Origin of the sequence: Legionella sp. 16cNR16C (assembly GCF_021297775.1) — a bacterium.
GTDB classification, from domain to species: domain Bacteria; phylum Pseudomonadota; class Gammaproteobacteria; order Legionellales; family Legionellaceae; genus Legionella_C; species Legionella_C quinlivanii_A.
In genome coordinates this window covers 21,465-45,308 of the sequence record NZ_JAJTMX010000002.1, presented here as the reverse complement: position 1 = coordinate 45,308, position 23,844 = coordinate 21,465, and the positions used below count along the sequence as shown (strand labels likewise).

Genomic DNA, 23,844 nt, shown 5'->3' with positions numbered 1-23,844 from the left:
GGTCATGATACCTATCATTTTCTCAGGGTTCAACAAAAAAACAATGATCATTTAGTTCAAATGATGTACAATAAAGCCCTTTAGAGAATTTCGCCATATAAAACGTGAACTTTAGGCAGGGGCGTGTAAAATAATTCCTTTATTTTCATAACACTCTGTATAAATATTTCCATTATTTGAATTTATATGAGAAAATGTGGCGGTGAGTTGATAGAATGGATGTTGATCGATTTGCAATTATTTGTAACAAATGGAACCTTTATTGACTTGATTTATGGTAAATACACGTGCAAGCAATTGAAGATAATCTGAAAATTTTTACCCGCTTTATTGCTGCCGATTGCGATCTGGAAGACGTAGAAACGCATTTTAAAAAATATGACAATAATTTTCTGTCATTCGAGCGTGATTTCTATGTCACTCCCATTGATTCAACTGATGAATGTGTGGATGCCGCCATTGAGTTATTACAAAGCCTGCATATTGATTTCAAATTGTGGCCAAGCTATTTCGCCCAGAATCTCTCTACCTATGAATTTTTAAAGAAAATAGTTCGTGACCATGAGTTATCCATCCAGCTCAATAATCTGATCGATGCTATCGAAAAGCGCAAACGTTACAATAATATTCTGTTTGCACTCAAAATTTTAGTGCCGATCTGTCTTGTTCTTATTATTATGGCGGGTATTTTTCATTCCCAGCTTGAAGAGATCATTCGTTTTTTACTTTTTTCCGCCGGCCTGCTTCCCGTTTTTGGTATTATCGTCTCTATCTTTTCCATTATTTTTCAAGTGATCTTCAGTCATTTAAATGACCGCCGCCCTATTGAAAAGATTTATCGAGATGATGCCTTTATTGTTTTAAATAATACTTTAAATATTGTTGCTAAAACCATATTGATGGCTGCCAAGTATACTTTTGTTCCATTAGCTGCTTTTTTCTTTATTGCAGCCGCCGTGATTGAAGTATTAAAGGAATTGTTTTATTTACTTGAACTTCATCACACTCAAACGCTGGAGCTTTCACCCGAAGAAAAACATAATTTCGCTTCATTGACACTGTACCATCAGCAAGGTGCTCGCTTAAATTATGATTTTATCAAACAGCGAAATGCCTTCATCATTAATATAGTTGCCGCCCTTACCCTGGCAATTTCAGTCACTGCCTGTGCTTTTTTACCTGCCGGATTTGTTCTCACCTTGGCTACCTGTTCGGTGGTTTCAATTGTTTTTTGTATTAAGAAACTAGCTTTATACATCAATGACATCATGGTATCGAATACCTTGCAGCAGGAATTGAAATCAATTGCCGATACCTATGCAACCGACGAGAAATCAGAGGCCAAGATTGATGAGCTTAAAGAAAGTATTTACGAGATCACCAACCCGGATGTTTTGGAAAAGATTCAGCATCTCGACGATGGAAGCCATGCGGTACGCGTCAAGCCTCAACCTACTCATCCCAGCGTTTTTGGTCTTTTCAGAAGAGAATCACGGCAGCAATTAAATCCGGGTGGATATAAACCTGTAGCAGCAACAGAGGAGCCGGGCGCAGCACAAGCTCCCAAACGACGACATCTTTTTTTCAAATCTGAACAGAAACTCAGTCTGGATAAATTAAGTACAAAAAAACCCAACTCAGAGCAATCCGATGTGTTGCCTGGAAGTTTAGATGAAGTCAAACCCGGTTCGTATTGACAAGACTCGCCATCGCTTTCAAAATGCCCACTTTGACTTAAAAAAGGCACTCGATGTTTACATCGGAAATGCAGGGTTTGTATAAGCAAGATAATCCAGAGCTGGTTAAACTGATAGTTGCTCAGAAAAAAGATCTTGATAAAGAGGAATGGAACCCTTTAAGCCGTCCTCAGTCCATTCCCTCCGGCACTCTGTTATATATTGCCTGCATGGAAAACCGGGTCGCTATTGTGGAAGCGCTTCTAAAAGCGGGAGCAAATCCTGACCAGCCAATTAGCCTGGATCAAATGTCGCCTTTATTAATTGCCTGCAAAATGGGACATGAACAAGTTGTCAGTTTATTACTAAAATATGGAGCCAGTGTTCAACAGACCAATCAACTGGGCGAAACACCGCTTTACCTTGCCTGTGCATCTAATCATCAAAGGATAATAGAACATCTGCTCATTGCGAAAGCCAGTCCCCAGCAAACCAATAATAAGGGAGAAACAGCGCTGTTTATCGCTTGTGCTGAAGGTCTTCCCCTGGCAGTTAAGAATTTGATTGGAGCTGGAGCAGATATTGAACACAGCTCTGAAGAGGGAAAAACAATTTTTCATGCATTATTCAACCGGATTGAAAAAGAAAGAGTCAATCAGCCCCGCTATACGAAGTATTTAAAGGTACTGAAGCTTCTTCTTGATATCGGGGTAAATATTGACAAGACTTTGGAGGGTCTGGAGACTCCCTTTATACAAACCCTGGGACGAAAAGCCAGAGATCAGAACAAGATGATTCTCGATCAGATTGTTTCCTCCAGGATTTATCCCTTTCCAACAGACAAGCGCAGCCAATTCAATGATACTTACATGGAGCAACTTTCAATATGCCGTGAAATTACTGATGGTCTTGCTGCTGCGCTTGAGTTTAGCCTTCAATTTACCCCCCAACGAGCCAGGCTGCTTTTGAAACGGGGAGCTTCATTGGTAAATGATACCCAGTGGAATCAACTCTTGCTCGCCTGTATCGAAGAAAATATAGCCAAAGCAAGCGAAATTCTTTCAGAAACGATAAAACTCAATGAAAAAGATATTCAATGCATGCCAATGGATTTAGCCTGTTTCACCGGAAATACCGAACTGGTTCGCTTGCTGGAAACCAATGAGTTAACGAGAACATGCTCAGAAGGATACACACCGCTGATGCGGGCTTGCCAGTATGGGCACTCGGATTTGGTTAAGGAACGACTGGAACAGGACAAAATCAATCATGAGGCTGGGAAGGTCAATGCGTTATCACTGGCCTGCAGTTATGGCCATAGACAGGTTATTGAAATTTTAATGAGCCATCCTGAAATTGAAGTCAGGATTAATAGTATATATGCAGCAGCTTATGCCAATAATGTCACATTAGTTAACGAGCTGTATGCATCACCCGCTTGCAAAGCCTTGCCAGATCCAGAGCGAATGCTTTGGGTTAGCTGCCACGGCAATCATAAGGAGATCATTCTCAATCATTTGGATAAATATCCGGCTCTCCTCAATCAAATCGACAAGAAGGGTAAAACAGCACTTTACCATGCCTGCGCTAATAATAATTTAGCTCTGGTAATGGCTTTATTGAAAAGAGGAGCCCAGTTACCCCTGTCAAATGATTTAAATTCGGAAGTAGAAAGCCCTAACCCTTTATTTATTGCCAGCATCAAAGGCCATCTTGCTATCCTTAAGGCAATGGTTGAACATTATAAACCGGACAACAGGCTGCTGCAGAAGTGTCTGCTGAAAGCCTGTGCTTACGGGCATCTTCGTATTGTTCAATTTTTGCTTTCTAAAGGGGCAAGCCCCATTCATCAGGGAGATTCCTGGATTACCCCTCTGCATGAGGCAACAAGGAATGGACATGTAGATGTTGTCAGGGAATTATTAGTCCTCGGAGCCTCACCCTTCACTAAGAATTCAATGGGACGTTCGCCGAATGATATAGCGCATAGTCATAATGATGAGAATTTAGTGACTATGTTTTCTCTTGTTGCCAGCTTCGGTTCATCGATTTACACTGGATCAAAATTAAACACTACTTATGGGTCTAATACTAATCTGGTCTTCTGGCAATCGGCATTATATCCACCTATTGCAGAGGGCATGGATGTAAATAAGATCAGCGCTGCTACCTCTTTCAATCAGGCTTAAACTCCCATTCCCCAGGTAAATCCTTAAGCATGTAAGTTGGGCCCTTGGCCCATAGCCGTCAGGTTAAGAAATAATGTTATCCCCTCTCCACCGCGCGAAGCGGGGGAGAGGGTTAGGGTCACTGCCATTAAGTTAAGCTCAGTTGTATATAAACTGTCCTCCCCGAGAAGGCGGGGATCCATCTCTGAGCTCGCTATAATGCCAATTGAGGAATGGATTCCCGCCTTCGCGGGAAAGACAAAATTACCTTAACTTAATGGCAGTGCCCCACCTGCGAAGACAATTATTCCATTGCACTTCGCCATAGCGTCGGGATGAATTTGGCAAGCCGCTTTAGTCTTGATTCCGCAATTTTGTTAAAGCTTGCATTAAATAAAGCTTCCACGTCTACATAGTCAAGCCAAGCCGCTTGCAGACCAGTTAGCATTCGATAGCCGAACTCTTTATTTTCAGCGAGAATTTTATCGATGATCTTTGTAAAATTGGCGTTTTGCGCTGCTTGTTCTGCTTCAAAACCCAAATAATCCAGCAAAAGATTGTCAGCCGCATTTTTGAAATCGGAATATTTGCTCAAACGCTTACCATATAACTCGACATCTTCGCCAAACACTCTTCGCATTTCTTTAAATACAGCGTGCTTATTCTTATTGAGTAGATGAACAGTAATTTTATCCCGGCCCAACAGGCTTTCCTGAGCAGCCAGATCGTTGGCTATTTTATCAATTCTTGACTTATATAATTTCGCTTCTTTAGATTCTCTGTCAATCAGCGGGCTGGTCATTTTTTCCTGCATGGTTTGCAATGCACGCCCAAAGCATTCCTGTAACAGTTTCGGAATCGGCATTAGCCCATCGAAAATTCGATTATCAATACTGATTGAAACAGGTAAAATCTCTCTTGATTCGAAGGATTTACTGACCTCATTCCATACTGGTTTTCGCTCCACAGCGAGCAACACTACATGAAAACCTGTTTGCTTAAACAAGGGGGAAACCGCCTGGGTATAACCGTAAGCCCCAAGATTACATACGTAGGCACCGTAACTCCCTGGCGAGGGGCAAGGATAAAGATCGTGGGCATAGTTGTACAGCTCAGCATCCAGTTGCTTTTTAAATTCGGGATTGTCTTTTTCAACCTGCTCGCGCCTGTCATAGCAGTAAGTCATCAACTGCTGGGAACGGCTGTTTCTGGTTAACAATTCATCGACTGTCATTTCATGACAGTCTTTAAAAAACACCGTAACGATATGATCTTTACGCTGAGCCAGTTTTTCTACCACTGCGACATAAGCGCTTCGGCTTTGGTGAAGTTTTTTAAAACTGATAAAATTGCGCAGCGATTCCTCGGATGTCAACATAAGACTGACAGCCTGCATCATCAATACAGTCAGTCTCTCCTGCGGGCAGTTTTGCTCAAAAAAACCAAATTCACTGATATCAATATTAAATTGAAGGGTCAGATTCGGATCGCCCGGATTGTTTAACTGTGTCATTAATACTTTCTGCACAGTCGTCATTTCAACTTCTTTGATCTCCGCATGCATTTCACTATGCAGTTCATCTCGATACGGTTGAACTTGTGCATAGGCATCAGGACCCACTTCAAACAGCATTTCCAGCCTTTCGCTGGGAACCATATTAATCTTTTTAAGTTGCCGCTTATGCTTTTCATGCAGAGCCAGCATAAAAGAGGCAGTTCCTTCCGGGCCAAGCAGAGTCGTTAAGGAGGTGTTGTATTTGGGAAGTCGGGTAAATACCGAAATAAGCAGATCTTCCATTGTTTTCAAGGTTTCAGTCAGAACCTCACGGTCGGGTAATCCAATTTCAGCATATAAATCGGCTTCGCAGACATGACGATGTTCATCGGCTAAAATAATCTCGAATACTTCCGGGGCAATTTTTTGCTGATAAAAAGTAGAAAAAACTTCTTCTACCATTCCCTCACAAATCAGATTCATTACGACCATTCCGACTTTGAGGCAATCCAGCGAGCGAATAAACTCACAGACCTTCTCGAGCTCTTCGTTATAGGCAGGCGGTGAACCATAAGGGGCGGCAAGCATAAACACGATGCGCGTAAACACAATGGTATGAAAAATTTCGTCAACCAGCTGGGCCCGCATGCGTTTTTTGAATTCCGGATTATACATTTTATCTTCAAAACGCATTGGCAACTGAATTCCCAGCACTTCGAGCTGCGCCATTAAAGAAAAAATGTAAAGATACAGAATCTTGTCGTGTTTTAACTCAAATGGCAGGCCATTTCTAAAAAGAGACTCTACTCTGGCCTCAATACTTTCTCTTTCCTCCTCAGTGATCTTGTTCCAACCTTCGAGGATCCATTTTTCCGAGCCCCAATAAGGGGTTAAGAGTTGATCAAGCGCTTTCATTAGTTAGCCTTAATAATTGCGGTGTATCACATATTGCGCCAAATCCATTAGCCCGTTTTTGTAAACTGAGTCGGGCAGAATCTGCAATGCGGTTATCGCCTGATCCATTTCTTTTGCAGCAAGACTTCGAGTATATTCAATGGACTGGGTTTCTTTTAAGGTTTCGAGAATTTCTGGTAGATAATGGCGTGAGCCTTCCTCGAGGCTGCTTCTGATGATTAGCTGCTGTTTTGAATCGCAATATTTCAAGGCATGAAGTAAAGGCAAGGTCGCCTTGCCGCTTGCCAAATCATCGCCAATGTTTTTACCCAGCGTTTTGGCGTCAGAACAGTAATCGAGTGCATCATCGATCAACTGAAAGGCATTACCCAAATGCAATCCATAGGCATACATAGCTTTTTTTATTCCCTCGCCGGCTTTGCTGATCATAGCCCCCATGGTCGAGGATGCAGCAAACAGCAGCGATGTTTTTGCCCGAATATGGTCAAAATAATCACCGACTGACATCTCGGTATTTCCCAGATTGTCAAACTGCTGAATTTCACCACAACCCATTTGAGGAGCAATGCCAATCAGCAATTGTATTATCTCAATATCTCCTACTTCTACCATCAGCTGCAGGTATTTGGTGAATAAATAATCACCTACAAGTACACTGGCTTTATTGCCCCAGATTTGATTCGCAGTTTCACGGCCACGGCGTAAAGTGGACTCATCAACCACATCATCGTGCAGCAAGGTGGCTGTGTGAAAAAATTCGACCATAGTGGCAAGCATCACATGATCCTTACCCTGATAGAGGCAGGCACGGCTGGCCAGCAATACCAGCAAAGGACGCAAACGCTTGCCGCCACTGTGGATTACATGATCGGCTATCTCGTTGATCAGCCGCGAGGGTGATTTCATCGTTTCGAGGATTAAAGCATTAACAGCCTCTAAATCGTCCTTTACCAATTCGCGTAAATGCTCAATTTCCATCGTGTTTCCAGACTAAAATTCTTGCATGCTAAGTTGATGAATAAAGAATGTCAAGACTGACCGAGGTCCTCGAGATGAAAGCCTCGCTTTCTACTTATGGCTTCAAACATTGCCGGGATGCCTCGGATAAGTGACACACAAAGGGAAACGCCTCTGTCATTTCCGCGCAGGCTGAAATCCATCGATGAGTTGGCACAGTGCTCGTGATGGAATAGATTCCCGCCTGCGCGGGAAGGACACGGTGCATGGATTGGGTAGTTCCAGGACTCTTCCCTATTATAAAGACGCTGATGATTGTTCAGGCAATGAAAATGATTCTTTTTGCAGCCCATGCTCCGGCTTTGTCAACAGAGGTGAATCAGAGCAAGCTTCTTCCTGAAAAGCGCGAAAGAAATGACTGGTCGCGGCGCTGATCTGCGTTTTAGTATTGTAAGCTGCCAATCGAATCTGTCGGGCAAAACCTTGTATTATGCTATCTTTCAAGCGATCTGGAATCGCTTTGGGAATATCAGCCAATCCGGCACTATCGTCCTTTAAACGCTTAAGCAGGCCGCCCACATAATTCTTTGTAAATTCCTCGGGAACAATGCCCTGCTCACTGTTGATAGTAATTTGCATTATGCTGCTCGAGATTTCTGCCAGCAACTTCCCCAGATCATCCGCTTCTACAACCGAGAGCTGGCTTTTACTCAACTCCTCCAGATTGCTTTGATTGGTCACAAATCGAATGATGCTTTCTCCACTGGCCACCACTTGATCTTTGGGATATTGTGAAGCCTGATAAAACAGTTTGAAATCGATTTGCCCCCAGTCGACCGAGATGGAAGGCTCAATAAGCTCTACTGTCGGAAGTTGGAATGTAATAGACAATTCCTGTAAGTTGATGCTTTTATGATTAACCAGCTCTTCGTATTTTCGCTTCGCCGCACCGAGATTGTTAAAATAAAAAGTAATTTTTTTGAAGGTTCTTTGCTGATTACCCGAAGTAATACTACCAGTATCTTTTAAATGAACTGCAATATGTATTACATCCGGCATTATTAACCTCTGCATTACTGAGTGTCTGAATCCAGTTTATAAATGACAGAATCTACCCGGAAACGAATATCCTTGCTGAGACTATTCGCCAGAGTGAGAAAGCTCTCATTATTCCACTTGAAAAAATGAGCTGCAACAGCGCCAAATCCCGGCAATTTCTCAACTAAATGCAATTTCCCTTTCTCCCATTCATAGAGCAGGGAATCCAGATTACTAACCGGCTTTTCTTTACTTCCGGTAATAAATCTTGTCAGAAAAAGGAAATGTTGGCCATTAAGGCTAAACCAGCTAAAATTTCTTCCTCCTGACTCCGAAAGATTTTGATACTCCTCAAACTGTTTTGTATTCCAGTGAAGCAGTTTTGAAGTCTTGTGGATATTGGCATAGGCCAGATAATGCTCATTCTCAATTTTGAAATGCTTAAGCGCTCGCGCACCCCGCTCGGAAATATGCTGTATAGGTTTAAACCGTTTGCCATTCCAGTTAAAAATTGTCACACCATCCAGATGATCAGCAAGCCCCAGATAGGTATCATCTCCGATTTTAAATGCAGTAAAGGAATAGGCCCATCGACTGGGCAGGCTCTGGAATAAGACAAATTCTTTACCATTCCATTCATAAATTCTGGAATCATTGGGCACTGGCTTTTGCCCGGGAACTTCCACACCGGTGGCTAAAGCCAGGAATTTACGGTTTGCGATAGAAAAAAAGCGCCATTGCTTGGCAGCTCGCCCATAAAATTGCTGAAAGGGAATAAAGTACTTGCCATCCCAGCGATAAACCATCGAGTAGGTATTCAGATTGTAAGGCGCGCCTGGGCCTGAACGAACGCTGGGAACAGCAATGAATGCCTGGTCATTTATTTTAAAGAAAGTAAGGCCTTCATTTCCATGGCCCGGGATTTTCTGGTAAAGATGAAACTGTTTTTTTCCCATCTGATAAATCAATACATCCACATCTGAATCACCGCCATTCATATTGGCAGGCGCATGCGGAATATCTTTGGCCAATTGAGCCACCCCAATATATTGTTTGCCATTTAGCTTAAAGGGGGTGAGTTCGCGTGCACCCGAGGTATCAAGGGTCTGATACATTTTCAACATGGTAGAATGGGCGTTTATGCAAAGCAAAAAGAGCAGCATCCCTGTTAGCGGCCTGAGTAAGCCTTTCATGATGTACTGCCTATTTCCGGATTCTTCTCAGGATAAGCGGTTATTCCCTCAGGGAAGCCAGTCGTCAATCCCGGGATCTGAATTGCCTTAAGATCCCAGGCTTTGGATTGCAGCTCCCCCGCCATCCAGTAGCCGACGGTATTGGAAAGCATTTCTCTCGAATCCTGCAGGGAATGCTTTAATCGAACCATAAAATCGATAATATCGTTTGCCGAGGAATAGTGAAAATCGCCCGGAATAGCGGGTCTTTCCGGCAGATAAATTGTTTCCAAATCAGTAAATACTGCCTTGGCGACATGCGTGCGATTATAGACACTTCCCCAGACATTTTTAACATAATAGTTGTAGGCGGACTCGGGCAGTAAAGACTGGCCTACTTCAGGAATCACTTTGGCATAGGGGGCAATAAAAAGACGATCGCGCGGCAGTGTATTTTCTGAAACTGCGTTTATAAAAGCGACCATCCAGTTGCTTCCTTCGGTTAAGCCCGAGGTGACATTATTGCCTGCCACATTCCGAACGATAACCATTGCATGAGGCCAGTCTAGCTTGAGTTTGGCAATCTCATCATGCACCACGGACATACTTTCCAATGCCGTTAACATGAACGTTCCAACCATCACCGTATTATAGGAAATGGGGTATTCTTTATTGCCATTTAGAAAATTGGCCTGTACAGCTCTTAAATCAAAAGGCGCCCCTTTTTGAACTGAGACAATATAATTCCCAGCCATTGATAAGGCATAATCGGTCATTGCCCTGATTTGCGGAATATGATGCTGCCAGGGTTTAATATTTGCCCGCTCAAGCCAGTTATTCTTGGTGCTGGCATTGAGAGCACGTACACGCTTTATATTAGTCAGCAGCGAATTCATCGCCGGCTGCCAGAAAGGATCGCCGTTTTCCTTGATTTTTGCCAGATAGGCAAGTGCCGGACCAATATGCGAAATAGCGGTTAATTCATAAAACCCACTGGCGCGATTGGTGCGAAGCAATTTCTTAAAGAGTAATTTGCGGTTTTTATCATAGATATAAATGGACGAGTCCAGAACCAACACAAGCGGCCCGGCAAATGGGTTGGTTTTATTTTTAGCTGTTTCAGATTGCAGCAGACATTGTGAGATTGTTTTATGCTTTTTAGGAAAATCCGGTTCATTCGTTCCAGTGAAATCAAAATACAGATCCATGAACGCTTTGGGAACCGTGTAAGCATTGGCTAATCCGGTATAGAGAAACAATAACAGCAACATTGATGCAATGTTTTTAACAGAGAAAATATTCATCACTCGTCTATTCCATCCAATACCGTTCAGAGCCAATTTTTTACTTTACTGCCAATTTCAGGACTCGGCAATGCATTATAACAGCAGCGCCTGTTTAACCGAAACTTTTATGAGGCAGGTGCAAGGGGCGCTGGAGATACTGATTGATCACAGGTCAGTTCCGGCTTGAATAATCCGAATTTAATAAGAATCCTGCGTCTGAATTGTTCATCAGGTTTAATTATTTGCTCATCAAAGCGAACAGGATGGTCAAGCTCAGCTTTTTCAGAGCATCGCGGCTGTTTGGCAATTGTTTCCTGAGATTCCGGTGTATCATCACGTTTGCGTTTCTCGCCTATGATCATTGGCTGAACGGAGGCATTACTATCTGTGTTGTCTGAATTGGAAGCTGGTTCAGGGATAGGTAATAGGTCTAATAACTGCGCCGGCATAACTGGTGTATATTGAGCACTCACCAGATAGGTGCCCTCCGTTCCATATCGGGCTTTAGAGAAGCCAGTGTATTCTATCAATGTCATTCTGGTATTAGAAAACACTGAGGGATGTTGCTCGAAACATTTAGATAAGACTCTCGGATAGTCATATTTGAACTCTTTATTGTTGGTCTTGGAACCATTACCTTTAATTTCGTAAGCCACTACCCCAGAGGCTTTTAACACCACTTGTGCACAGTGAACAAGACTAACCAGGAACTTGTCCATGTAGTCCTGTGGAGTCTTATAAACCTCACAAGCCTGCCCTTCGGTACTTCCATAAATTTCCTGAGTGGTAGGGGGGCTGCTGATAAGCGCGTCAAAACGCATAGGACCCTCTCCTTTTTGCCAGGGTAAATCTTCAGGCTGTATATCCTCCAGAGGCTTACGCAGATAAGCAATCTTTTTCTGCGGTTTGAAAAATTGACGCATGCGTTCATAGATCGGCTGCAGGTCGGCAATATCATTAGCCAGTATCCACTCAATCTGGGGACAGGCCATAAAAGCGGTGAAACGATCCCCCCAACCGGCACTGTTGTCTATTACATTCCGAATTACCAGCGGGGAATAAACACATTGGAGATATTGAAGTATATCAATAGTCAATTGCGGGCTAAATTGCCCACAGCCTCTTCGTCCGACGATATCTATGACCAGTGTTTTACCGCCTAATCTGCGTTGGCTGCCTTCGCGACAGGTTTTCTCATGTTCTCGAAGATGACGTTTGAAAAAACTTTCAAAAATATACAGTTTGGTCTGATTGTCCTTCCAGGCATCAGCAGGTGATAATTTTTTATCGGTATAACGGGCCTGTAATCGCCTGGAATCCATAAAATGGCCTGAAGCCATTTTGCCATTAGTACACTTACCACGAGACTCGTTGTATATCAGCCGGGGTATTTCAGATGGGTTTGTGCTTCCCAACTTTTCAGCCGCACGCTTTTCAAGTGCATTGAACGAGCGTCTGACATCTTTTGAAGAGGCTTCCTGGGATGCGGTTAAAGGCAGCGGCAGGTTCTGAGCTTCCAACATGGCCTTTATCGCAATCATGCGGCAGAAAAGACGAAAAGCTTCGTTGAAATTACACTGGCGTTCTTTCGCCTTGCTGTTTAAACGCAATGCATTTGAAAATTGACTTAAGAAAATATCCAGTAATGGATTGACATGAATTTTAATTTCCTCTTCTTTTTGATGCTGGGTAACGAACACATCTTTTGGCAAACGCATCACTCTGTGGAAGCATTCGATTATTCTTTTTTTAACTGCATCTTCCAAAGAAGATTTATCATTTTCCCGGCCATTAGCCTTGATGAAATCTCCAATAATCTCTGCCGCTTTCTGGTATTGAAATCGTTCTATAGGAATTTCAATTAACTGCAGAAATAACGGATTCAGACTGTACTGGTCAAGCTCCGCTTGCGGAATATAATTTTTTAAAGAATTATTATCCTGGATAACCTGGCTAGACTGAGAAGACTGAGAAGACTGAGAAGTCTGCTTTTTTGGAGTATATGGATTAAATCGGAAAGTTCTGAACATGGTCATTTCATACAGCAATAAAGAACACAACAATACCATTATGACTACAAAATGTCCATTTATTCATTATTCATCCTGACCTCTCTTTAGGAGAGGTCAGGCTCTAATTTCCTTCTTACTGACAAGTATTTCCAATACAGGATTGCCCTGGTGCACAACTGCCACAGTTGTTAACACCACCACAACCATCAGCTATTGGTCCACAGCTCGCCCCCAGTTGTTGACAAGTCTGCGGCGTGCAAACATTGTTACCACATAGAGAGTAGCCACCACCACCGCAAGTCTGCGGAAACGGGCAGGAACCACAATCTATTGTTCCTCCACAGCCATCACTGTTAAATCCACAGTTTGCGGGAATCTGGTTGCAGCTTTGTGGTGTACACATTTGGGTACAAACTCCAGCCATACAGTTTTCGCCATTGGCGCAGTCAGCAGCCGATAGACAAATCAGCACAGGTGCCGCGCAGGCGCCGTTAACACATTGATTGCTCTGGCAGGATGAGTTCGCACTACAGGGAGCACCAGTATTGGGTTGGGCACAAGTCTGCGTTGCCAAAGAACAATAACCCGTTTGACATTGCGAAGATGATGTACAAGGAGCGCCATTATTGGGTGTAGCACAGACTCCAGCCGAGCAGAAATTGCTTTGGCAATTTGAATTGAACATGCAGGAGCTGCCATTAGTTAATCCCTGGCAACGTCCAAGAATACAGGAGCCGCTTTGACAAGTTGCATTGGTTAGACACACTGCGCCATTGGGGGAAGCACATTGACCAGAAAGACACAGACTTCCGGCAATGCAGTTTTGATTACCCGAACAGGCTGCGCCATTGCCTGAAACGCAGATACCAGCACTACTGCAGCTTCCAGCCACACATTCGGCACTGGTCGTACAATTACTGCAAAGATGAGTCACAGGACTACAGAAATTACTCTGACAGTCGGTATTGACACTGCAGGGAATCCCCGGGGGAGCCGTGCAAGTTCCCGAGCTGTTACAAATACTGCCAGGGGCGCAGTCGTTATTGGATCTGCAGGAACTGCAGGTGTGAGTCAGGGGATCGCAAAAATTGGTCTGGCATTGAGCATCGACAGTGCAAGGGGTATTTTTTGGTTCAATACGGGTTACATCGAGGCTATCCAGTATACTGGGTTGCGAGCATAAAAATTCATCAGGTGAATTATCACCAGGCGCTTTCGTTTTACAGACAATAGGCCCGCCTTTGACCACAGGATCAATAAGGCTGCCATTAATTTGCAGGTACAGAAGGCAAAATTCCCCTCTTTGCAGAAGAAACGGAGAAGAACACACTCCGCTCCCACCAGCAAGCTGTACAATGCCTTTAATTGGCTTGGTCGTTAAAATTCTGGGAATTGCTGTGTTATTGGTTACCCTGTATACAGCAACAGCGACACCATTGTTTGTGATTTCCAACGGCGCCCGTTGTATCACATCCACAGAAAACTTCGGGATTGGCAGGGCATTACTGGTAATGCTTATCAAAGTAAAGAAAAGAGTGATTATCAATCTAGCGAAGAGGGTTTTCATATTCAAATCCAATGAGTTAATACGCCTGATTTCTGACTCCATCAGAAACAGGCGATAAGATAACTCATAAGCTATTGAAAATAAATTGCTTGTATATAAGATACGCCTGCTTTTTATTAAGCATTTACAAGTGCATTTCATTGATATAGTGTAATGTCTCTTTTTATCATCACCCCGAGTACAGGAATGAAAGAATTTTTAAAACTGAGCAATTCCGTCAATGCTAGAAAATCGCACAATGAGCCTTATCAGCCCATCAGTCGCGCGGATAAGAAAAATGATCTTCGACAAACGGCTAAAGATCAGCTTGACAAGAGTGTTTTAAAGGCGCTCCGGGCAGAGGCAAAAGCTGATATTGAAGAAGAACTTGATGAGGAAGCAGCCTCCTATTTCAAGCCTTAGTCAGGAAGTTGTTTTATCCTCCAGCCCATAGGGTCAATAAAAGAGAAAGCCCCCTCTCTAACTCTCACTGCCATTAAGTTTAAGTAAATTTTGTCATTCCCCCGAAGGTGGGAATCCATTCCTCAATTGGCATTATAACGAGCTCAGAGATGGATTCCCGCCTTCGCGGGGAGGACAAGTAATATACAACTAAGCTTAACTTAATGGCAGTGTCTCTAACTCTCTCCCCTGAGGGAGAGAGGATTTTACAAATCAATTTTAATCGCTTCTTTTCTGGACGGTTTAAGTGCTGAGGTTAGCCAGATAATCAGAAGACCGCATACGGCTCCTGTTATTGTTCCAATGCCCCCGGATTTCAGGCTGCCAATAATAGCTCCCAAATCCATACCAATAATAATTTCCGCATTAATCCAGAGAGAAGCTGATATCACCTGTGCGATGTTGTCTTGCGATAATACCGGGTAGTTCTTGGTTTTTTTATAAATTTTAAATGAAGTAATAGCGATAGCCACTGCCCCACCCAATAAAGTGCCGGCAATTAATCCTATAAGCGCTCCAATGATAATTGCTGGATTTACATTTAAAAAACAGCCGCTGGTGCTGGTACAAAGCGTGAATGATTGTGCGATAAATCCACCGGAAAAGAGACCAATGATCCCCCCGCTAGCGCCGCCCAGTAATGCGCTGACAACTCCCGAAACATAGAGACTGGGATTACGTACAAGCCGTTCGACCCAATTCGTCAACGAAATAATTTTTTTTCCCTTGCTCATCAGCATTTCCTTCACGACTCATTCTGCCCTCACTGCCATCCTAAAATCCTCTCTCCCTTAGGGAGAGAGTTAGAGACATTGCCATTAAGTAGGTTGGGCCCTTGGCCCAACATTGAGTTCTGGAGTGGTTCAACCCTTTTGTTGGGCCAAGGGCCCAACCTACAATAATTCCTTAACTCAATAGCAGTTCAAGGCTTAAAAAAAAGTATTTTATAATGCTTTCCCAACAGAAGCTACGCTATTATAGTCAACCAGTCTTTTTTAATGTCCATAGGATATGTCGGTAAATACCACTGTGCACTCTAATCAAGTGATGTATAAACTCATCAAATCATTATTGCTCGGCACGCCTTTATTTTTTTTAATAGACAGTCCCTGGGCAGCCCAATACATTAGTAACGGGCAGGATATCTGCAATTTTATCGCGGTGATTACGTACAGCCTCTTCCTATTTTATGCGCGCGGCAAATTGTATTGGCTGATTTTACTGATGACCATTTCCAGTCTGTTTGCTGAAATTCTAGGCTCGCTGATCCTGGGGCTTTATGACTACCGCCTGAAAAATATTCCCATCTATATCCCCTTGGGACATGCCCTCATCTACGCTACCGTTTACTATACCAGCAAACATCCATGGGTACTTTTGAATCATGTGAAAATAAAGGAATGCCTCGCCCAGTTCGCTTTCCTGGCAGCATTTCTATCCTTATTTATGATTCACGATGTCGCAGGTTTCATTGGCTATCTGGTATTTTTGACGGTCTTAAGGTTTCGTCAGAACAAATTGTTTTATTTATGCATGTTTGTAATGGTTTATTATGTTGAATTGACTGGTACCACTTTCTATACCTGGTCATGGTATGGCGTCACCGGCGCTCATCCCCATTTTCCCACAATTGGATTTACCCCCTCTGGCGCCGCCGGCTTTTATGTACTTCTCGACTTAACCAGCAACTCGCTTTATTACTATCATTTGAGGATATTGCGATTTACTTATCGCCTGGTGCCAGAGCTTAGGGTAAAAGAAATAAACCTGCAAAAAGCTTAGACAAGGCTGCAGGCCACTTCCGTTTCTGCGGAAGTGGCGGAGAATAGTTCAACCAATTTAGAACTGAGGTTTATAGCCACAATCCTCTACTAATTGCTTAGCCTGGTCTAGCCTGGCTTGGACAGCTTGGGCTGACAGGAAAAACGCAGGAGAACTCTCAGCAGCCAGATCTTTTAAGAATTTAATACCAGACTGTCGTTTTGCAAACTCTTCCTGCTTTTTTTCGTCAAAAGGCGGCTCTTTGAGATCTTTTTCCTGATAAGATTCAAGCAGACTGGCCAAACCTGTTAGGTAGGTTTTCATATGAATCGACATTACGCCTGCAGCCTCAGTTGCATTACTCACTAAGTAACCAGTTTGAATCATGCCGATAATAAAAGTATTGGTCAGTAGAAAAATTTCCTGCGCCCGCTTAAGCTGTTCTTCTCTCTTTTTCTCTTCCTTAGATGCGAGTTCATTCCGCTTATTATACAGAATATGTATTAGTATATTGCACGCTTTTGCCTTATCTGTATCATCGACACTAATCGGCTTAAATAGATGGGAAGCGGCTTTACCACTGATTGATGACTTGGCAATAATATCGACAATATTGGAATAATCCTTTTGTGCAGCACTTAGTAATGCAAATGTCAGGGCGGCTTTTACCGCTTTGACTTGCTCATCCAATCGATTAACGGCCTTAATGACACCTCCTCCGACAAGCAATTGGTTGCTAACTTCTAAAGGAAGTCCATCAGCCATCAGATTTGTCAACGCTTGGCCGTCATTTGTGTCTACCGTCTCAAAAAGAGATGAAATAAATTGTTTGGTGGTACGAGATACAAAGGTGTAATCATAATCAAATTCAGCAAGCAACATAGTGCATTCCTTGTATAAAAGAGCCAAATTTTACGCAATCAGTAGCAAAAAGTAAAGAACCAGGTGGTTGCCCTCAGGAATTCAGTGTCTATAATTCCTATAAACTGCGCACAAATTATTAGCATGATGAAATCAAGTAAAAATAATCTGGAGCAAGAATCTTTTCTTTTACGTGCAGCCAATGAAGTCCAGGGAATTAAAACGGGTCCAATGGCAATGCAGGCCGCCGGCATTCAGACTGAATTTGCCACGGTGAATGTGCTCGCCGCTCAAAGTTTTAATAGCATGGTGGTTTTACGCTCAGGTTCTCCGCCCGTTTATAATAAGCAGCGCAGCCCAAAAAGCGGCCTTAATACATCAAAAACCAGTAACCAGGGATTTTTTAAAGGTGCTCTGGCAGCTGATGTCCTGTTTACCCGTCTGGAAAATGACGTTCTGCGCGGCATTGATCCCAAAGACACCAAACGCCTGAACTGTCCTATCAAAACTATTGACTATCAGCATCTGCTCCAACTTCCTGTTAACATGCTTGATATTATCAGGGAAACGGGAGCAGGCGGCGATTTAGAGGTATTAGCTTACGATGACGAATCAGGGCAATTACGGCTTGGGTATAAAGCAGGCAAAGGAGCCGCCGAATTTAAGGGACAATTTGCGGTTCATTTAAAAAATGGTGTGCAGGAGCAGTTATTTTATTCACGCCCCTGGGATAACCCTGCCAATCAGCCTGACTGGGATAAAAATAAAAATATACTGAATAAGCCCCAAACGTTAAGCGCCATACCCGATGAGATTTATGAACGCTTCTTTCATTGCAGCTTTCCACTATTTTACAGTTTAAGCGAATCGACAACAGCGGAAGATCTTAAGCCCGCCATGGTATTTGCAAATACTCCACGTACAGGTGCTGATTTTTTAACAGTAATGGGCGAAAGCCATCCCGAGTACCATCGAGTCAAAGAGTTTAATCAGAATACTGCGGAATCGCTTGCAAAAATTCTTGCCATCCTTGATGAAGAAACCATCGCATCCATCTATGATCAATCTGCCTTAATTGTTGCTGGTGACTGGGATGGTCTGTTACTAAGCCATCCCCTCAATATGGCAATCGAGTACCAGCAAGCCTGCAACACCAGCGCAGCACTCCCCTCAGTAATGTTTGCCAATATGAATCAATTGAGAGAGCAAACCGAAAAATATCTGGAAGAGTTAAAGCAGCAAATAGAGAATAAAACTCCAGAGCAATTGTCGCCTTTCGACAGGCTGATATTATCCGTAAATGCTAATCAATTAATTACGCCCTATACCATTTCACGCGCAGGTTGCATTACCCCGCATGAGTTTTTATTCCAGCAACTCATTAATTACGCCTATCGCGACCAGGAAAATGTCTTGGGTGAACCTTACAATCTGCAGGCCTTACAAACCATAATGGATAGCGTACTTGAACACTTCAGACAAAATGGTTCACGTCCGCCCAGTGCTGAATTTGATTTATTTTTAAGAAATGAATTACAGAAAACGCTGCCCGCAGATTCAGAAACAAGTCCCTGGCGGATTGATATTTATTTCTCACATTTAAAGCATCATGCGCAAATCGCTTGCAACAATGGAGCGACTCACTATAAGATACCGCACCCGCAACATGATCAGAATATCCATGATCTTTATCAACATGGCTTCGATATGCGCAATCCCTACGGCTGCAATATCGAGGGAGCCTGGTTAATGATCACCCCAAAAGGCGAATTTATTTACGGCGATAGCGAGGAGCAATTGATTCAGGTTTTGCTGGTCGAAAAAGATTTTTACCGAGAACACCAGATTGATGTAAACCCTAAAGCTGATTTGGAAAAAGGCTGGAACAAGATTTTAAAATTGCAAGAGCCGCCAGAACCGCCGCTAAGACTCTCCTTATCTTCATCATCACTGTTTAAGGAAGAAGCAGCGCCTGTTCCGCCGCCAAGAAAAGCGTATGAAACACCAGCTCTGGATCAAAACCGGGTGACGACTCAGGAATATCGACAGCAGATGGAACAATTACAGCAGCAAGAGCAGGCTTCCAAGCCAACGAATGAATTTAACCCGCAAACTGGCCTATAAGGGCAGGAGATTGTATGTCCCAACTGCGCGAACTTGAACAGTGTATGTCCAGCCTGGATAAGATGGTGCTCAAATCCAGAATTGATTGCAGTAATATGCAGCAATTAAAATTGTTTTTGGCGGAACTCGGTTTCCTGAAAAAAGCTTATGAAGCCGAAGACTTTATCGAAGATCATATAAAAAATATCAGAGATCAGATACCCGAGGTCATTGCTGAGTTCGAGAAAGCAGACCCTAAGGAATTGGAAGCTATCTTTAAAAAATTCCTATTCTGTATAGAGGAAATTGAAAAGGAGCGCTCCCCTTCTCCTCGCCCCGGTTAGCCCAGGCTTCGCGATTATTTTTTAGCCAGTAACACCGAGCAGGGGAATTTGCTGATTGACTCCTGTTTTTGCGGCAGAACCGTAAAATTAATCCGTTCCAGCAAGGTGATATACTCCCTGGTGTACTTCATCACATTAACGCCAAAATCATCCTGAAAAATATAACGGTATTCACAAGCAAGACAAAAATCTTTATTGTGATCTTTGAAAACCTCACATATGGCGACATGCCCTTCACGGGGTAAGGACTGATAGGCCATTCTCAAAAGCTTACGGGCTACTGTTTCATCCCAGTCGAACAGCACACGCGCGAAAATAATTAAGTCAGAACCCACAGGAAAGGCATCATCCTCCAGAAAATTGCCCTCAATAACCTTTATCCGCTCGCTTAATCCGCGTGATTCAATATTCTGTCTTGCGATTTCAGCCGAGGCGGGCAAGTTATACACTGTCGCTTTAAGATGCGGATAAGCTGACACAAAAGCGCAAGCCATTGTGCCATCCCCCCCGCCTACATCCAGAAAATGCTTCACTTTTTTAAAGTTAACCTGCTCCAGAATACAACGGATTGTGATATCCGATGTACCAGCCATCCACTGCTCAAGCCAGGCGGCATGCTGTGCTGTTTTCGGCGGCCAGGGAGCATCGGTTTTCACCTTTCCGAATTGCAAGGCATCTTTTAGATTTTCACTTGCAGATTCGGTCCATATATCGAAAAAAAACTGCATTCCCCACCAGCCATTTTCACCGCTTTCCTGAAGTGTCCTGAAATTATCCGGCAATTGATAACTAGCCTGTTCTTTGTGGACTTTTTTTATTAAGAAATGTTCACTGGATAGTAAATGCAGCCATTTTTTCCCTCTGACAGGATGCAATCCAAGCCGCTTGATGATTTCATTTTCCTCTACTGTATGCTGACTTTCAAATAAGGCAAACAGGTTAAGCTTAAACATCGCTTCCACCAGTTTTAGTCTGGCGCCAGCTGCTGTCAGTGAAAAATAATTTTCATAGAATGCATTATTGCGTTTTCTGCTTCCCGCCCGCAGTATTCGCCCTGGAATGGCATCTGTTTTTTTCTTAAACCACTTTAAAAGTTTCATATCGTTACTATTTCAAAAGATTGTTAAATTCATCCAGTAAACACTCATGCATGCCAGTTTTCATTTGCGTATCCAAAGTGAATACAAAATGATCTCCCATATCATAGATGCGCATAAAAATGATGCGGATTTTTTCACAGTTCATCCAGTTGATCGAGTTATCCCAATCGATATAATTGTTTTGAGTGTAGCTGTCTTGCACCAGCTTGTTGATATAAGTGTAAACCAGCATATAAGGCTGCTTTGTAGCGTCCACTATCGATTCAGGAATGAGATCATGCTCAAGTATGCGGCTATAGCTGGTATAACTCGCCATTCTGAAATAAACAGCAAGGGTATTTTTTAACTCAAGGGCACGCTCTTTGAGTGGTAAATGGCTGCTGCCCAGAAATACAGGCAAGCCGATAGCCAGATTAGTCAGTAAATCCCGGACCTGTGGTATAGGAAGATTACGATTAGAAAAGCTGATATAAAAGAAAAGCTTATCGGTTTTTGCCAGTTTTGAGATTGCCTGCTGTAGAAGCAAGGCGAAAATTACACTATAAGGCGAGTCCTGAAGTTTATGTTTGTCAGAAAATCCATCGATCGTATTTTTCTCAATCATAAAACAGGTATTTCGTTTTTCAGATGCACCCTTAAAAATAGCCCCTAAATGATTATAATCTCCAAAACTGACTGGCGCCAAACAGGCTCTAAGCTCTTCAATATTGCCATTTATGTCCACCGAAATCTCATTGATTTGGTTCAATTGTAAAATGTCATCTCTTCTCTTTTGCTTACGATTGAAGTTTCCTTCGTAACGGCGAAAGATTTCTTCACGCATCAATAATGCGGACCAACCGTCAATTGCGATATGGTGATACGCCATGACCAGAAAATTTCGATTCTTCTTTTTATAGACATAAACTCTCACCAGTTGGTCTCTTAAAACATAGGTTTTCAATTGTAAAAGCAACTTTTTATCGCCAAAGAAAACCGGGGCCCTCAACTGAAAACTCGCTTGTAAGGGTGATTGAACAAAATAGAAATCATCATCCAACCATTTCAGTTGACTGGATAACATAAAATGATTTGCAAGCGTATCTGCTATTGCAATTTGCAACTTTTTGACATCGATATTTTGCTTAAGACACCAGAAAGCAATTTGATACACGCCCTCTTTATCCAAACCATATAGTTCCCGACTGTAAACGGCTTTCTGAATTGGATTTAACCGGACTCGACTCCGGGATTCGGAGGGCATTTCGTCTACATTTTTTAAACAAGACTCTATCTCCGAAAGCGGGAGTGTGTCCTTAATTTTTGAGATATCCAGCCATTTACCGGTTATTTTCTGGATAGTTTCCGCCATTTCCAGATAATCTACAGACTCAAGTCCTAAATCCCCTATCCTGGTCTTAAGATCAAATTCCCGATCACCAAAAAAAGGCCTGAAGTAATCGGATAAATGATTAACTTCTGCAGAAACCAATTGCTGTTTAAGCCTTAAATAATCGATTTTTCCACTAGTTGTCAGAGGGAATTCCTGAGAGAAGATAAACTCATTCGGGTGCATATAGTCTGGAAGATGCGCCTGCAAATGATGTTTCACCTGCTTTAGCAATCGATTATTCTCAACACTCTCGATGAATAACAATACACGGTTTTCTTCCTGGACTGCAACAAAACCAGTTTCAGGAAATGCTTTCTTCAGCACAAACTCAATTTGATTCAGACTGATTAACTGACCATATCGTTTGACTAATCGCTGCGAACGCCCGCTAAAATACAATTGCGCCGCTTGCATTGTCACAAAGTCGTTACTTTTAACGAAACGGCGATCGCTGATTTCGAAATAACTGGCCTGACTAAGATCAGGGTCCAGGTAGGCGGTTGATATATTTCCTGTTAAATATAACTCATAACCCTTCGTCGAATCTGATATCAATTTAAAATCACATCCACCTCTTAAGTTACCCAAATGCAGGGCTTCATTTTCCGTTAAAGGCGCGTTTATTTCTTTGTAAAAAGGAATTAAGCATTCCGTGGTACCGTATAAATTGTAAAAAACAGTCTGCGGATTAATATCCTCATACCAGTCATTAATCGTTTCAGCGTGAATTGGCTCCCCGCTTAATAATACCAGTCGAACTGTCTTTAAACACTCAAGCAAATGCTGCTCCCTTAAATGCCTGGCCAGTTGTTTGAATAAACTGGGGGTCAGGTTAAGAACCGTGATGCGCTTTGTTAACAATCCGTTGATAATCGCCTGCAATTTATTGCTAGAATGTCTATCAATAAAACAGAGAGAAGCGCCTGAGAGCAATGGCACAAACAAAGCGCGGATTGACGCAGCAAATGAAAACTCACTGGTACACAAAAAACAGTCATCCTGCTTCAACTTAAATTCATCTACACACCAGTTGACATAATCAGACAGGGTATTGAATTGATAATGAACCGCCTTGGGAAATCCGGTCGTTCCGGATGTAAACAGGATCTCCCCAGGCACTAGGCAGGCATTTCTGGATATCTCGGACTGATGATATAAAAATCCTTTACTTTCATTGAACGTTTGAGAGAACTCCCCGCCCAATTCAGTCTGCACCAGCAATAAATCGATGGGATAGCGCTGCAGATAATTGTGGATTAATTCTGCAGAGGTTGAAGGATGCAAGGGAATAAAGCATCGATTACTGATAATCAGTGCATAGCAGAGGCAAAGATAATCGATCGACGGCGCTCCCAGAACCATTACCGAATGAATATTAAATGAGTTAATCCATTCCAGATATTCATCAACTTTGGCTAAACATTGAGCTTTATCCAGAATCGTTGATTCATCAATCAGGCTCACTGATTGTTCTGGATCAGAAAAAACCGTCAGAATGCTTCTCGAAAGCTCATTTTTAATACTCAGTGAAGAAAACTTCATCAACTAACCTTTAGTGTAACAAGAGACAAATAAA

17 protein-coding genes are annotated in these 23,844 nt (G+C 42.7%); 6 read left to right on the top strand and 11 right to left on the bottom strand.

Annotated features, from left to right (window positions below; translation table 11 throughout):
* Positions 1–287 precede the first annotated feature (287 nt).
* A complete protein-coding gene (locus tag LXA66_RS04260) occupies positions 288–1,697 on the top strand; it encodes a hypothetical protein (RefSeq protein WP_233012087.1) in 1,410 nt (469 codons plus the stop codon).
* 53 nt (positions 1,698–1,750) lie between these two features.
* Complete coding sequence (locus LXA66_RS04255) at positions 1,751–3,865, top strand: ankyrin repeat domain-containing protein (RefSeq protein WP_233012086.1); 2,115 nt, start codon at positions 1,751–1,753, stop codon at positions 3,863–3,865.
* Between the two features lie 283 nt (positions 3,866–4,148).
* Here the strand turns inward: LXA66_RS04255 and LXA66_RS04250 are convergent, their stop codons facing one another.
* From LXA66_RS04250 to LXA66_RS04220, 7 genes are all read right to left on the bottom strand, one after another.
* Entirely contained in the window at positions 4,149–6,254 is a 2,106-nt protein-coding gene (locus LXA66_RS04250; protein WP_233012085.1) for a hypothetical protein, read from the bottom strand.
* A 9-nt stretch (positions 6,255–6,263) separates the two neighbouring features.
* Positions 6,264–7,232 carry a polyprenyl synthetase family protein gene (locus tag LXA66_RS04245; protein ID WP_233012084.1) on the bottom strand — a complete coding sequence of 323 codons (969 nt, stop codon included), beginning with the start codon at positions 7,230–7,232 and terminating at the stop codon, positions 6,264–6,266.
* A 276-nt stretch (positions 7,233–7,508) separates the two neighbouring features.
* On the bottom strand, positions 7,509–8,270 hold the full coding sequence (locus LXA66_RS04240) for a hypothetical protein (protein WP_233012083.1): 762 nt from the start codon (positions 8,268–8,270) through the stop codon (positions 7,509–7,511).
* 14 nt (positions 8,271–8,284) lie between these two features.
* Complete coding sequence (locus LXA66_RS04235) at positions 8,285–9,442, bottom strand: hypothetical protein (RefSeq protein WP_233012082.1); 1,158 nt, start codon at positions 9,440–9,442, stop codon at positions 8,285–8,287.
* Positions 9,439–10,725 carry a DUF5624 domain-containing protein gene (locus tag LXA66_RS04230; protein ID WP_233013014.1) on the bottom strand — a complete coding sequence of 429 codons (1,287 nt, stop codon included), beginning with the start codon at positions 10,723–10,725 and terminating at the stop codon, positions 9,439–9,441. Before LXA66_RS04230 ends, LXA66_RS04235 begins: the two co-directional genes overlap by 4 nt.
* A 107-nt stretch (positions 10,726–10,832) precedes the next feature.
* Positions 10,833–12,737, bottom strand: coding sequence for a hypothetical protein (locus LXA66_RS04225; RefSeq protein ID WP_233012081.1), 1,905 nt, complete (start codon positions 12,735–12,737; stop codon positions 10,833–10,835).
* 115 nt (positions 12,738–12,852) lie between these two features.
* Entirely contained in the window at positions 12,853–14,286 is a 1,434-nt protein-coding gene (locus LXA66_RS04220) for a hypothetical protein (protein WP_233012080.1), read from the bottom strand.
* Between the two features lie 153 nt (positions 14,287–14,439).
* On the opposite strand from LXA66_RS04220, the gene LXA66_RS04215 reads away from it, so the two are divergent.
* Positions 14,440–14,688: a hypothetical protein gene (locus LXA66_RS04215; protein ID WP_233012079.1), complete on the top strand. Its 249-nt coding sequence runs from the start codon at positions 14,440–14,442 to the stop codon at positions 14,686–14,688.
* 245 nt (positions 14,689–14,933) lie between these two features.
* Here LXA66_RS04215 and LXA66_RS04210 read toward each other — a convergent pair whose 3' ends face one another.
* On the bottom strand, positions 14,934–15,461 hold the full coding sequence (locus LXA66_RS04210; protein ID WP_233012078.1) for a hypothetical protein: 528 nt from the start codon (positions 15,459–15,461) through the stop codon (positions 14,934–14,936).
* Between the two features lie 277 nt (positions 15,462–15,738).
* On the opposite strand from LXA66_RS04210, the gene LXA66_RS04205 reads away from it, so the two are divergent.
* Entirely contained in the window at positions 15,739–16,509 is a 771-nt protein-coding gene (locus tag LXA66_RS04205) for a hypothetical protein (RefSeq protein ID WP_233012077.1), read from the top strand.
* Positions 16,510–16,566: 57 nt separating this feature from the next.
* Here the strand turns inward: LXA66_RS04205 and LXA66_RS04200 are convergent, their stop codons facing one another.
* Positions 16,567–17,370: a hypothetical protein gene (locus tag LXA66_RS04200; protein ID WP_233012076.1), complete on the bottom strand. Its 804-nt coding sequence runs from the start codon at positions 17,368–17,370 to the stop codon at positions 16,567–16,569.
* A 123-nt stretch (positions 17,371–17,493) separates the two neighbouring features.
* Between LXA66_RS04200 and LXA66_RS04195 the strand changes: the two genes are divergently transcribed.
* Both LXA66_RS04195 and LXA66_RS04190 read left to right on the top strand, forming a co-directional pair.
* Complete coding sequence (locus tag LXA66_RS04195; protein WP_233012075.1) at positions 17,494–19,473, top strand: hypothetical protein; 1,980 nt, start codon at positions 17,494–17,496, stop codon at positions 19,471–19,473.
* Between the two features lie 14 nt (positions 19,474–19,487).
* Entirely contained in the window at positions 19,488–19,796 is a 309-nt protein-coding gene (locus LXA66_RS04190; RefSeq protein ID WP_233012074.1) for a hypothetical protein, read from the top strand.
* Between the two features lie 14 nt (positions 19,797–19,810).
* Here LXA66_RS04190 and LXA66_RS04185 read toward each other — a convergent pair whose 3' ends face one another.
* The gene (locus tag LXA66_RS04185; RefSeq protein ID WP_233012073.1) at positions 19,811–20,896 is read right to left on the bottom strand and encodes a methyltransferase; all 1,086 of its coding nucleotides are present in this window, start codon (positions 20,894–20,896) and stop codon (positions 19,811–19,813) included.
* A 7-nt stretch (positions 20,897–20,903) separates the two neighbouring features.
* A complete protein-coding gene (locus LXA66_RS04180; protein ID WP_233012072.1) occupies positions 20,904–23,810 on the bottom strand; it encodes an AMP-binding protein in 2,907 nt (968 codons plus the stop codon).
* Positions 23,811–23,844: the final 34 nt, after the last annotated feature.